The sequence below is a fragment of the Pseudomonas sp. PS02290 genome, from assembly GCF_029960075.1.
In the GTDB taxonomy this organism is placed as follows: domain Bacteria; phylum Pseudomonadota; class Gammaproteobacteria; order Pseudomonadales; family Pseudomonadaceae; genus Aquipseudomonas.
The window spans coordinates 1-12,353 of the sequence record NZ_JASCOY010000124.1 but is presented as its reverse complement, the minus strand read 5'-3'; the positions used below and the strand labels follow the sequence as shown (position 1 = coordinate 12,353).

Below are 12,353 nucleotides of genomic sequence, written 5' to 3'. Positions count from 1 at the left end.
TCAGCCCGAGAACCACCGGGGTTTCTGGCTGGCGCCGCTATGGCGAGGTCAGGGGTATATGCGGGAGGCGTGCGAAGTGATCAACGCCTTCTGGTTCGAAACCCTGCAGCGCCCGGTGATGCAGGTGCCCAAAGCGGCGGGCAACGAGGCATCGAGGAAGATCTCCGAACGCGAGGGCATGCGCATGATCCAGCGCCGGGACGGCCACTTTGTCTCCGGCCCAATGGTTCAGGAGCTTTGGGAGTTGACGCGCAATGAATGGTTGGCCAGGCAGCCGCAGACCTCGGGATGATGCAGCAGGCACTGGTTTCCCGGGGCAGTTAGCTGATTGCCTGTTGACCTGCCCCGCCTCAATCCCTAGGGTAGCCGGCCTTCTTTACCCCTCAGGAACCCCATGTCCAGCCGCAGCAAACTCCCGTCCACCGTCTACCTTCTGGGCCTGACGATCTTCTCGCTGGTGACGGCCGAATTCATGGTCGCCGGCATGATGCCCGCGCTGGCCGACGCGTTCTCGGTCAGCCTCGCCCAAGTCGGCAACCTGATCGCCTTTTACGCTTTAGGCATGGCCATCGGCGGCCCCCTTGTGACCGTGTTGCTGCTGTCCAAAGGCGTCAGCAACAAACGCTCTCTGATCGCGCTGCTCGTCTGCTATGTGCTGGCCGGCGCAGTCGCAGCGGGCGCTCAAAGCTATCTGGTGCTTGCCGCGGCTCGCGTGGTCATGGGCATTTCCAGTGCCGTCTGCATCGGTTTGTGCATGACGGTGTGCGCAGGCCTCGTCACCCCGGAACGACGCGGTCGAGCGGTTTCGGTGGTCCTCGCCGGGCTGATGCTGTCCCCTGTCGTCGGCGTGCCGCTGACCACGTGGGTCGAGCAACACTTCGGCTGGCGTGCGAGCGCCTGGCTGGTGGTGGTGCTGGCGATGCTCTGCACGGTGCTGGCGAGCAAACGCCTGCCGGCAGGCGCCAATGGCAGCGAACCGCCGCTACGCCAACAAGTCGCGGACATGAAGAATGCGCCCCTCTGGGCGGCGTACCTCACCAGCGGCTTGATCATCGGCGCCACCTTTGCCGCGTTCAGCTACTGCACGCCCATCCTGATTCAGGAAGTCGGCGTCGCGCCGAAATTCGTCGCGCCGCTGCTGGCGCTGTATGGCGTCGCCAACGTGCTGGGCAACTGGGTGGTGGGCCGATTGGCGGATCGCTACATGATGGCGATCGTCGGCTGGGGTCTGGCGATCATGGTGCTGGCATTGTCGGGCTTCGCCCTGGCCGGGGATCATCTGTGGCTGAACGTGATGTGCTTCCTCGCCCTCGGGCTGACCGGTGTGGCGCTGAACCCTGCGATGGTCGCGCGCGTCATGAAAGCGGCCGAGCCCGGCGCGCTGGTGAACATCATGCACACCTCGGTCATCACCGCCGGACTGGCATTCGGCAGTTGGGCGGGGGGTGTGACGATCGATGCAGGCCTGGGTCTGCGTTCGCCGCTGTGGGTCGGCGCGGCCATGGCCCTGGCAGGATTGCTGAGTCTGGTGCGACCGATTGCGATGCGTCGCAGCCAGGCGTTGTGCGACTGAAGGCGTTGTAACTGACGTCCGGGTATTGCCCGGAGACTGATGCCTGAGACCGCCCAGGGTCAGTCTTCGCCAATCATCTGCCCGGCAAGGTCCGCGAATGCGCGAAGCCGGTCCATTTGCCGCATGTCGTGGTGATAGCCCATCCAGATATCCCGCCCGGGCGGGGCCTGGCCGGCGTCCAGCAGCCTGAGCCCGGCGGCCTGATCTCCAAGGACGCGCGGCAATACGCAGACGCCAAGCCCGAGGGCGCACATGCGCGCCTGCACCGTGCGGCTGCTGCTGGTAAAGACGACCCGGGCTTGCGGGTACAGCGCTCGCAGCCAGATGACGTCCGGGTAATGGGATTGCGCGGTGTCCATGGTGATTAACCGGACGCCTTCACCGCCAGCATCCGGAGAGAATGGCTGCTGTGCGCCCACGTACAAACCGTAGTTCAGGGTGGTCAAGCGACGCTGGACGATGTCCGGCTCGGTGAACGGGACGATCCGAAACGCAATGTCGGCCTCTCTGCGGGTCAGGTCGGACAGCCGTTGTCCGGCGATCAGTTCGGGCGCGATCAGGGGATGGCGCCGGAGCAGTTCGGCCAGCACAGGCCCGAGCACATAGCCGGCAAACCAGTCCGCCGACGAGATGCGCAGCAGGCCTTCGAATTGCTCGCTTTCGCCGGCGATGCGCCGCTCGATCGTCAGCGCGCTGCGCTCCATCTCCTGCGCCAGCTCGAAGATGCGCTCACCGCTGTCGGTCAATACCAGGCCGGTCGCCGTGCGGCGAAAGAACACTTCACCACTGCTCTGCTCCAGCACATGCAGGCGCCGCCCCACGGTGGGATGGCTTACGCCCAACAGCTTTGCGGCGGCCCCCAGTGAACCGCTGCGGGCGACGGCGAGAAAGACGCGCAGGTCATTCCAGTCCATGGCGTACCTCGTACAAAAGTGAACGCCGAAGATGCAGCAATGGCAGTCCCCAAGCAACTGCACGGCTCGCACAATGGCGCTTCTCAGCAAAACACTCAGGGCACGTCCACAGCGTGGAGGCCCAACCCACGCGCTACCGAGAGGAACATCATGAACATTGAAATGCTCACTGCACGGCTTGAAGCCCTGGAAAGCCGCGCGGCGATCGAATCGCTCATTTCCGGCTACGCCAACGCCTTTGACCTGATGGACATCGACTTGCTGCGCAGCCTCTGGCACCCCGACGCCACGCTGGATCTGCCGGATTTTGGCGCTGGGCGAAGCCTTGAAGAGATCGTCGCCATGGCTCACACCAGCTGGATCAAGTTGCCGCACATGCATCACTGGATGTCCAACCCCATGATTCAAATCCAGGGGGCAATGGCCTCGGCAACCGTCGCGGCGGACTGCCTGTTTCATGATCGGGAAAAAGGCCCGGTCCAGGTCAGCGGCCTTTACCACGACCGCTTCGAGCGTCGCGATGGACAGTGGCGATTCACGTCTCGCCGCTTCGAGTTGCACTTCCTGACCCCGCTGCTCAACTGGACGCCGATTGCAGGTTCCGAAGCCTTCGAGCGCGTCTGAGACCTCTTCGCCTCAACAGCGCATCGCAAGCTTGCCAAGGCGATGCGCTCGTCTATTGATTGCCCCTTTTTCATCCGATCGCAACGCCAAGGTTGCGTAGGGAGGTCCACCCATGTCTGTAAAAAATACGTTGCCACATGATCCGCGCCGCTGGGCGATGTTCGTGATCCTGCTGGTCGGCGCGTTTCTGCCACCGCTGGATTTTTTTATCGTCAACGTGGCATTGCCATCGATCAAGCAGGATTTAAACGCCAGCGTCTCCGCTGAGCAACTGGTCATTTCCGCCTACGCCGGGCTGTACGCCGTGACACTGATTACCGGTGGGCGGCTCGGCGACCTCTATGGCCGCGGCCGTGTGTTTTTCATCGGCCTGACCGGGTTCGCGGGGGCGTCATTGCTGTGCGGGTTTGCCTGGTCGCCATGGTCGCTGGTCGGCGGACGCGCATTGCAGGGCATAACCGCCGCAGTGATGGCACCGCAGGCACTGGCATCGGTGCAGGCCATCTTCCCGGATTCGGAAAAGCCCCTCGCGCTCAGTCTGTACGGTGCTGTGTTCGGGCTGGCGTCGGTCATCGGGCAGGCATTGGGCGGGATTCTGATTTCGCTGAATCTGTTCGGACTGGGCTGGCGGGTCATTTTCCTCGTTAACCTGCCGGTTGCAGGGCTGATTTTGCTGTTCGGCCTACCTGTGCTGAAGGAAATCCGTGCGCGAAATCCGAACACACTCGATCTGGGGGGCGTGGCCCTTTCGATCCTGACCCTGGCCGCGCTGATCATGCCGCTGATCAAGGGGCGAGAAGCAGGATGGCCGCTGTGGGCCTGGTGTTCACTGACGGCAGTGCCGTTGCTGGCGTGGGTGTTCTGGCGCTATGAAGCGCGGCTGAGTGCTGCCGGCGGCTCGCCACTGCTGGATCCCCACGCGCTGAACGTCCCGGGGCTGGGTCGCGCGCTGGTCATTGCCCTGCTGTTTTACACGATCGCGCCGTTTTTCCTGTTGTTCTCGATCTATCTGCAAGGGGCACTGGAGACCTCTGCGCTGAGCGCGGGGCTGGTGTTTCTGCCCTTCGGCGCCGGATTTCTGCTCGGGCCGCTCATGGCGCCCCTCTGCAAACGGTCGCTCGGTGTGTACGTCAATGCGACGGGCATGGGCCTGGAGTCAGCCGGCTTTATCGGCATGGTCTGGCTGCTCAGTGCGACGCCGGCCGGCGTGTACCCGGCGCCGGCACTGCTTGCCGCCCTGCTCTTCATGATCGGTTTCGGGCAGGGGCTCGGGCTTCCCACCCTCATGCGCATGGTGACGGGCCGCGTGGCGCCTGTGTATTCGGGCATGATCGCCGGCGTCGCCAGCTCAACGCTGCAAATCAGCACAGCGCTGAGCGTTGCAGTGATTGGCGGGGTGTTCTACACCCTCCTCGATGGACGCACTGACCCGCCAGCCATCACTCACGCCTTCATCATCGCGCTATCGTGCATCGCGCTCTGCCTGGGCGCGGGGATGCTGCTGAGTATCACGCTGGTACGCGAGCCGGCGTTGCCCGATGGAAAAGCCGCCACCCGGTCAGCGGGTTAAGCGGCGTGCACCTTAATGACCCGCAACCACCTGCCCGGCAGCTCGTCCACCCTGCACAAACCCATGGGCCCGCGCACGGAACGCAATCACCATGCTGATCAGCAGCACCAGCAACATCACCCACGCAAAGGCGCCCGTCCCCCAGTGATCGAGCAGCACACCGCCCAGATGCCCTGCGACCCAGATGCCGACCAGCGCGGCAATGCCGAACACCAGCAGCACCAGATCGACATGGCGACCCAGCCCGGCGAGGGAAACGAAGGGCGCGACGTAGGTGTAGAGAATGTTGTGGGCGAGCATCCAGGTCAGCACCACGCCAAGGACAGGACGCACGCCCGGCGTGAACAAAACCTGACGCAGCGGCATGCGCCGGGAAGATGATTGACCCGGGTAGTCCGGCACTCACGCCGCAATTACTCATGTGATGGGCGTATGGGACGGGCTGCGCATCGACATGCCGATGGAAGCGGGTGACCCGCCTGAAGCCTGACCGTGGGCTACCCTCGGGAGTCCTCGCCGCTGCGGCTTAACCAAAACGCTCAAGCGCCGCATCAATGAATCGGCGCAGCTTGGCCGTTCGCTGTCGGCTGCCGGTGTAGAGCATATGCATGGCCCGGCTCGGCGCCTCATAGTCAGGCAACACTCGCACCAGCGCGCCGCTGCGTACCGCAGACTCGAGGAAATCCCAAGGTCCGAGCACAATGCCGAAACCGTCCAGCGCCGCAGAGAGCAGCGCCCGGACCTCATTGACCCTCAATCGACTGGCCACCTGAACCCGTTCCACCGTTGACCCTTGGCAGAAAACCCACTCGCGGTCAGTCGGCCGCGACCACCAGGCGTACCCCAGGCACTCATGCTGATTCAGGTCCTGCGGACGTTGCGGCACGCCGCGTTCGGCCAGATAGCCAGGCGCGGCGCAAGCGACCAGTTGATAAGGCGCCAGCGGCCGGGCGGTCAGGCTGGAGACGTCAAGCGGGCCGATCCTGAACGCGATATCGACCCCCTCCTCCATCAGATCAACCAAGCGATCAGTCAATTGCAGATCGATTTCAATCTCGGGATGCTGCCGGAGAAATTCCGTCACGAAGGGCATGAGGCGAGAGGAGCCAAAGGTAGTGGGGGCGCTGATTTTCAGCTTGCCGCGCGGGGTGTCGTTCATCATCTCCCCAAGGGAATCCGCCGCCTTCGCTTCACTCAGGATGTGTTTGCAGCGTTCCAGATACGCCTGGCCCAGATCGGTCAGGCTCTGGCGCCGCGTGGTGCGGTTCAGCAGTCGTGCGCCGAGTCGATGCTCGATCGCAGCGACATGCTTGGCGACCATTTGCGGCGACAACCCCAGGCGTTCGGCCGCCTTGGCGTAGGAGCCGCATTCCGCCGCCGTGACGAAGGCTTCCATGCTGCTGAGACGATCCATGATTCAACACTCCGGGTGGGGAGACTAAGTGCCTGATGATTATTTATCTGCGGCTGGTTCGCAATCATCATGACCGCTTCCAGCCCACCACAGGAGTCATCACATGCGCATCGGCATCATCGGGGCAGGCTTTATCGGCCAGGCAGTGGCGCAACGGGTCATCGCCGCAGGTCATGAAGTCATGCTCAGCAATTCACGTGGCCCACAGACCCTGAACGGCCTGCTCGTCCAGATACCCGGCGTCCGAATCGGCACGACTGAGGACGCTGCTGCCTTTGGCGATGTGGTCCTGGTCGCCATTCCCTTCAAGCACTACCCCACCCTTTCAGCTAATTGGCTTGCCGGTAAAACGGTGCTGGATGCCAATAACTACTACCCCGAACGGGACGGCTCTTTCCCGGCGCTCGACAGATGTGAGACCACCACCAGCCGGCTGCTTGCCGAGCATTTGCCTGGCGCCAGCGTGGTCAAGGTGTTCAATGCGATCCTGGCGGATGACCTCATCCGGGATGCTCGGCCAGTTACGGCCCACGACCGACGCGCACTGCCGGTGGCCGCCGATGACCCTGCGGCGAAAGCGCTGGCCATACAACTGCTGGACGAGGTGGGATTTGACGCGGTTGACGCCGGTAACCTCGACGAAAGCTGGCGATTCGAACGGGCCAAACCCGCTTACTGCATTCCATTGAACCGGGAGGCGCTGAAAGTCGCGCTGGCCAAGGCTGAAAGGCACATTGAATTGCCCCATGGCTCGTGGCGCCACTGAATGGCGTCCTCCCGCAAGGGACCTCCAGCCAGCGCCACCTTACGGTAACATGCGTGCCTGCACATGCCGTTCGTATTGCCTCGGGAAGGAACTTGATGATCGATCTCTCAGTATTGCTGCTTTTCGCTGGCGCCTGCCTGGCGCTTACGCTGACACCGGGCCCGGACATGCTGTTGATTGCATCGCGGAGCATGAGCCAGGGCAGAGCATCCGGTTTCGTTTCGCTGGCGGGCATTCAGGTGGGCACCTATTGTCACGCGCTGGCTGCCGCACTCGGATTGTCGCAATTGTTGATCAATGTTCCCGCTGCCTACGACGCGGTGCGGTTCGCGGGGGCTGCCTATCTGGTTTTTCTCGCCTGGAAAGCGTTCAGCGCCCCATCGCCGCTGCGTGCAGATGCGGACCTCGCAGCCACGCCCCTTCTGAGTATCTTTCGGCAGGGAGTTGTGACCAATCTGCTCAACCCGAAGATGGCATTGTTCGTGTTGGCGTTGTTTCCGCAGTTCGTTGATCCGGCGAAAGCTTCGCTGGTCGCGCAGATGCTGATATTCGCCACGGTTCTGAACGTCATTGGTTTGCTGGTGAACGGCGCCGTGATACTCCTCGCCAGTAAAATCGGGCACACGCTGGCGACCAATGCCCGCATTGCCAAGCGCCTTAATCAGCTATTGGGTGCGGTCTTTCTGGGATTGGCCTGTCGGCTGGCACTGGTTCCGGGAAGATAAGCTGGCGATCGCCAGCGCAGAGAATCTCACCGCCCATTCCGCTGAACAAGGAGCCTCACCATGGCTGTCATCACCGACTATTCGGACACGCTTCATCGCCAGGCCGTGATCGAACTCTGGGACGCCGCATTCGGCTACGAAACCGCCCATAACACGCCCGGCCTCGCCATCGACAAAAAGCTGGCTGTATCGGACGGCCTCTTTTTTGTTGCCCTGACGAAAAACGAGGTGGTGGGGACCGTTCTGGCCGGCTACGACGGTCATCGTGGATGGCTGTACGCGGTGACGGTGCACCCGTCTCATCGCAGAAATGGCGTAGGCATGCAGCTGGTTCGTCATGCAGAGCACGCCCTGACATTGCGGGGGTGCATGAAAATCAACCTGCAGATCGTCAGCACCAATGCAAGCGTCCAGGCGTTCTATGAGTCTATGGGTTACTCAACCGAACCGCGCATCAGCATGGGCAAGAAAATCGAATCGAACATCACCCATTGATGCGTTCGACGCAGCGGCCTCCTTGCCCTGCCCCGTTGTCTGCGCGCCTGGTCAGGGGCGCATTACTTGGTTGCTTTACTGAGCCGGATGCGCCTTCAGCCAATTCTTCATCTGCGTGATTTCCGCTGCCTGCGCCGCCACAATCTTGCGCGCCAGCTCCAGCATCTCCGGATCCTTGCCGTATTTCAGCTCGATCTTGGCCATCTCCACCGCGCCTTCGTGGTGCGGCAGCATGCCGGCCGCAAACGCCACATCGGGCTCGTCACTCATCATGCCGTGGTGCATGTCGTCTTTCATGGCGCCCATCGATTGCTGGTAAGCCTCATGCATCTGTTTGACGTCCTCCGTCTGGTCGGCCCTGACGGCGGTTACGGAAAGGAGAGCAATGACGCTGACAACGGCGGCAATCTTTTTCATGACGAAGCATCCTGGATAAGGGTAGAGACGAAGCTGTCACGCTAGACCTTTCCATTGCGGCAAGGTCAAGCGCATTCTCGATTGCCGTTTAAAACACATCGTTCAATGCCCGAATGCATCCTTGAGCCCAAAACCCGGGTGTTCGTGGATTTTTTCTGGTCGAGCATTTTCGCACCACGATCGGCAACCGATTTCGAGGGGGCTGAGCCAGAGCCTGAGACCAATGGGCATGCTGGCGCCGATCCATAGGCAGCGGTTATGCGAAGGATTGTTTATCGGTCTTGGACGCTATCGGCGGATGGGAAGATGATTGCTCCACGCCTCACCACCCACATCAGCATCATCAACCGGCAAGTCCAACCATCGCCAGGAGAAAACCATGACGCAGTCCCACGCCTACAACGACACCAGCCTCGCACTCACCGCCGAAATCCTCGACGCCAAACAGCGCAAGAACCTGTCCTTCCAGGACCTGACCGACGGCACCGGCCTGGGCCTGGCCTATGTCACCGCCGCGCTATTGGGCCAGCACCCGCTGCCGGCCGATGCGGCGAAAGTGATTGGCGAGAAGCTTGAGCTGAACGACGACGCCGTTGCCCGCCTGCAGATCATCCCGTTGCGCGGCAGCCTTGGCGGCGTGCCTACCGACCCGACCATCTACCGCTTTTACGAGATGATCCAGATCTATGGCACCACCCTCAAAGCGCTGGTCCACGAACAATTCGGCGATGGCATCATCAGCGCGATCAACTTCAAACTGGACATGAAGAAAGTTGAGGACCCCGAAGGCGGCCATCGCGCGGTGATTACCCTGGACGGCAAGTTCCTCCCACTGCGCCCGTTCTAAGTTGCATCCGCGCTGAGAGGTGGACCCGCCGCAACGGCGGGCCCGCTTCAAGCACTAAAGGGCAGCGGTTGAACTCACTGATCACAACGTACGTTTAATGACGGAGAGAGGAATACATGATGAAGGCACTCATCGACGGTCTTTTAAAGTTTCAGAAAGAAGTGTTTCCACAACGCACCGATCTGTTCAAGCACCTGGCGACGACCCAGCATCCCGGGACGCTGTTCATCACCTGTTCGGACAGCCGCGTGGTGCCGGAGCTGTTGACCCAGCAGGAACCCGGCGAGCTGTTCGTGATCCGCAACGCCGGCAATATCGTGCCGTCTTACAGTCCGCACCCGGGCGGCGTGTCGGCCACCGTTGAATACGCCGTCGCCGTGTTGGGCGTGACCGACATCGTGATTTGCGGCCATTCCGATTGCGGTGCGATGACGGCGGTCGCCAAGTGCACTTGCATGAATCACCTGCCCGCCGTGGCCGGCTGGCTGGAGCATGCGGCCTCGGCGAAGGTCATCCACGAGTCGCGGGTTCACATCAGCGAAGCGGCAAAGGTGGGTTCGATGGTGCGCGAAAACGTCATCGCGCAACTGGCCAATCTGCAAACCCACCCCAGCGTGCGCCTGGCTCAGGACAGAGGTCTGTTGAATCTGCACGGCTGGGTCTACGACATCGAGACTGGCTCGATCGACGCCCTGGACGCCGATAACCGCAGCTTCAAGTCGTTGCTGGATCACCCTTCCACCTGCGCCGTGCACGCTCGCCAGGCAAATGCCGCCGCATGAGGCGAGGCTGGACGTACACTCACCCGGTCTGCCCTTGCCCTTGGTGAACAATCCCATGCTGTTACGACACCTGCGTTACCTGTTGGCGGTCGCCGACCACGGAGGTTTCACCCGTGCAGCGGAGGTGCTGCATGTCTCGCAGCCGACGCTTTCGCAGCAGATCCGCCAGCTCGAAGAGAGCCTCGGGGTGAGCCTCTTCGACCGCACCTCTCGCACGGTCAAACCCACCGACGCAGGCCTGGCGTATATCGAATGCGCGCGGCGGGTGCTGGTGGAGCTGGCGGCGGGCAAGCGCGCGTTGCACGACGTCAAGGATCTGTCCCGGGGCAGCCTGCGCCTGGCCATGACCCCGACGTTCATGGCCTATCTGGTCGGCCCGCTGGTGCGTGACTACGCCGCGCGGTTCCCGAACATCCATCTGGACATTTCCGAGCTGTCCATGGGCGACATCGAGCGGGGGCTGGCCGATGATTCGCTGGACATCGCCATCGCGTTCGATCAGGTGCGCAACCCCGACATCGAGTGCATCCCGGCATTTGTCGAAACCCTCGGGTTGATGGTGGGCCGGGATCACCCCTTGTATGACTCACCGAGCCCGCTGACCGCCGCTCAGGTGGCGGACCTGGATTTCGCGCTGCTGACAGCGGACTTCGCAACCCGGACCTGCGTCGACGGTTATTTCACCCGCGCGGGCATCACGCCCAGGGTGGTGATCGAAGTCAACTCGGTAGCCACCCTGCTTGAGGTGATCCGCCACACGCCGATGGCGACCCTTCTCCCCGAACCGATTGCCACGCGAGACCGCGGACTGCATACCCTCCCGCTGACCGACACGGCGCCCCAACGCGGGGCATCGCTCCTGCGCCGCCGGAACAACTATCACAGCGCAGCGTCGGTGGCGTTCATGGCGTTGGTGCTGGGGCGGATGGCTGATTAGCGCCAGACGCCCCTTCCCGGCCAAAGCCGGTCCTGGCGGCTATACGCGGTGCTTTTCGTAGGACCGGCTTTAGCCGGGAAGAGGCCAGTGTGCATGTCATCCGTCTGTAGCGTGACGCCCAACGCGTTCCCGGCTAAAGCCAGTCCTACGAGGGTACGCGGGGGCGTAGCGCGGCGGTCGAAATCCCCAGAAAACCCCATTGCCAGGAGGCCATCGAAGCGCGCCGGGGCAGGCAGGAGCAATGGATAGAGAAGGAAATTCGCGGAGGCCACTGCTCCCGCGGCGCCCGTGAAAGCTGTGTCCGAAAAGGTGGGATCAATGACATTGTGACCATCATCCAAGAGCCGCATCCTGTCTCACATCGGCACCGGCCAACCCCGGGGTGCCCCACCCGTAGTCGCTGCGTTGATCGATGAACGCGGGCCTCGACAGGCCCCGGCCATGCTCGGCTGCACCTTTAACCGTGAGGATTTCTGATGAGCATTTCTGACCAGCCCCTGGCCACGCCCTACACCGAACACTGGATTGCCCGCGAGGGCGGTCGGCTGTATGCGCGGCACTACCCAGGCACCGGGCCGGCTTTTGTGTTGATGCACGGCTTTCCCGACAACCTGCACATCTACGACGGTCTGGTGCCTCACCTGACCCTAGCTGGCCGTAGCGTGGTGACCTTTGATTTTCTGGGCTTTGGTGCTTCGGACAAACACGACGGCGCGGTTTACAGCTTCAGGCAGCAATTGGGCGATTTGCAGGCGGTGGTCGAGGGCCTGCAGCTGGGCAAAATCGTCCCGGTTGCCCACGATGCCGCAGGCCCTGCCGCGATCAATTTCGCGTTGGAGCATCCCGAGAACGTTCATGGCTTGTGCCTGCTGAACACGCTGTACGGCGCCACCCCCGCCGCGCGCCTGCCGGAACTGATCGAGCTTTTTGCCCAAACCACCCGCCGCCTCCCGGGGCGAACTGCTGAGGGCCCGCGATCAGATGGCCCAGCTCAACGCCAACGACGCCCGCGCTGCCGTCGCGACCTTCCGGGCGCTGGGCGGCGGGTGGGACGCAGGCGATGCGCAGCTGTCAGCAAACTAAAAGCTCAGCCTCCAACTACAAATACTCCATACCGACCTGGCGAATCATTCCCGGCGCCGGAACCTTTATCTTGCCGCCCGAGTCTTTTCTGGAAGCCAAATTGCATTCTGCCAGCATGCAGCGTAAAACGCTGGCCGCCGATACGTGCTGGATCAGCCGGCTGGCGCAGTCCCGGAGGGAGCATGGCGCACCTCCGACCTCAGGTC

The 12,353-nt window shown here is 62.4% G+C and carries 14 protein-coding genes and 1 pseudogene; 11 read left to right on the top strand and 4 right to left on the bottom strand.

What is annotated here, in order from left to right; all coding sequences use genetic code 11:
- On the top strand, window positions 1-292 hold a 292-nt coding region (locus QMX88_RS26760), incomplete at its 5' end, for a GNAT family N-acetyltransferase (protein WP_282373282.1).
- 102 nt (window positions 293-394) lie between these two features.
- Entirely contained in the window at window positions 395-1,573 is a 1,179-nt protein-coding gene (locus QMX88_RS26755; RefSeq protein ID WP_282373280.1) for an MFS transporter, read from the top strand.
- A 59-nt stretch (window positions 1,574-1,632) separates the two neighbouring features.
- On the opposite strand, the gene QMX88_RS26750 is transcribed toward QMX88_RS26755, so the two are convergent.
- The gene (locus QMX88_RS26750) at window positions 1,633-2,487 is read right to left on the bottom strand and encodes a LysR family transcriptional regulator (RefSeq protein ID WP_282373279.1); all 855 of its coding nucleotides are present in this window, start codon (window positions 2,485-2,487) and stop codon (window positions 1,633-1,635) included.
- A 150-nt stretch (window positions 2,488-2,637) separates the two neighbouring features.
- Between QMX88_RS26750 and QMX88_RS26745 the strand changes: the two genes are divergently transcribed.
- Window positions 2,638-3,111, top strand: a complete 474-nt coding sequence (locus tag QMX88_RS26745) for a nuclear transport factor 2 family protein (RefSeq protein WP_282373278.1) — start codon at window positions 2,638-2,640, stop codon at window positions 3,109-3,111.
- Window positions 3,112-3,223: 112 nt separating this feature from the next.
- The gene (locus QMX88_RS26740; RefSeq protein WP_282373276.1) at window positions 3,224-4,681 is read left to right on the top strand and encodes an MFS transporter; all 1,458 of its coding nucleotides are present in this window, start codon (window positions 3,224-3,226) and stop codon (window positions 4,679-4,681) included.
- 12 nt (window positions 4,682-4,693) lie between these two features.
- On the opposite strand, the pseudogene QMX88_RS26735 reads toward QMX88_RS26740, so the two are convergent.
- Both QMX88_RS26735 and QMX88_RS26730 read right to left on the bottom strand, forming a co-directional pair.
- Window positions 4,694-5,083 (bottom strand): annotated as a pseudogene (locus tag QMX88_RS26735) (MFS transporter); the annotation flags it as partial.
- 124 nt (window positions 5,084-5,207) lie between these two features.
- The gene (locus tag QMX88_RS26730; RefSeq protein WP_282373275.1) at window positions 5,208-6,095 is read right to left on the bottom strand and encodes a LysR family transcriptional regulator; all 888 of its coding nucleotides are present in this window, start codon (window positions 6,093-6,095) and stop codon (window positions 5,208-5,210) included.
- Window positions 6,096-6,198: 103 nt separating this feature from the next.
- On the opposite strand from QMX88_RS26730, the gene QMX88_RS26725 reads away from it, so the two are divergent.
- From QMX88_RS26725 to QMX88_RS26715, 3 genes are read left to right on the top strand one after another with little or no spacing between them, the layout of a single operon-like run.
- Window positions 6,199-6,861 (top strand): NADPH-dependent F420 reductase, encoded by a 663-nt coding sequence (locus tag QMX88_RS26725; RefSeq protein ID WP_282373274.1) that lies wholly within the window; start codon window positions 6,199-6,201, stop codon window positions 6,859-6,861.
- A 53-nt stretch (window positions 6,862-6,914) separates the two neighbouring features.
- Window positions 6,915-7,586: a LysE family translocator gene (locus QMX88_RS26720; RefSeq protein WP_282373273.1), complete on the top strand. Its 672-nt coding sequence runs from the start codon at window positions 6,915-6,917 to the stop codon at window positions 7,584-7,586.
- A gap of 60 nt (window positions 7,587-7,646) precedes the next feature.
- Window positions 7,647-8,081, top strand: coding sequence for a GNAT family acetyltransferase (locus tag QMX88_RS26715; protein ID WP_282373272.1), 435 nt, complete (start codon window positions 7,647-7,649; stop codon window positions 8,079-8,081).
- 75 nt (window positions 8,082-8,156) lie between these two features.
- Here QMX88_RS26715 and copM read toward each other — a convergent pair whose 3' ends face one another.
- The gene (gene copM / locus QMX88_RS26710) at window positions 8,157-8,498 is read right to left on the bottom strand and encodes a CopM family metallochaperone (RefSeq protein ID WP_282373271.1); all 342 of its coding nucleotides are present in this window, start codon (window positions 8,496-8,498) and stop codon (window positions 8,157-8,159) included.
- 379 nt (window positions 8,499-8,877) lie between these two features.
- On the opposite strand from copM, the gene cynS reads away from it, so the two are divergent.
- From cynS to QMX88_RS29925, 4 genes are all read left to right on the top strand, one after another.
- Window positions 8,878-9,345 carry a cyanase gene (gene cynS, locus QMX88_RS26705; RefSeq protein WP_192172533.1) on the top strand — a complete coding sequence of 156 codons (468 nt, stop codon included), beginning with the start codon at window positions 8,878-8,880 and terminating at the stop codon, window positions 9,343-9,345.
- Between the two features lie 119 nt (window positions 9,346-9,464).
- On the top strand, window positions 9,465-10,127 hold the full coding sequence (locus QMX88_RS26700; protein WP_282373269.1) for a carbonic anhydrase: 663 nt from the start codon (window positions 9,465-9,467) through the stop codon (window positions 10,125-10,127).
- Window positions 10,128-10,182: 55 nt separating this feature from the next.
- Window positions 10,183-11,064, top strand: a complete 882-nt coding sequence (cynR, locus tag QMX88_RS26695; protein ID WP_282373268.1) for a transcriptional regulator CynR — start codon at window positions 10,183-10,185, stop codon at window positions 11,062-11,064.
- Between the two features lie 476 nt (window positions 11,065-11,540).
- On the top strand, window positions 11,541-12,353 hold an 813-nt coding region (locus QMX88_RS29925; RefSeq protein ID WP_442969502.1), incomplete at its 3' end, for an alpha/beta fold hydrolase.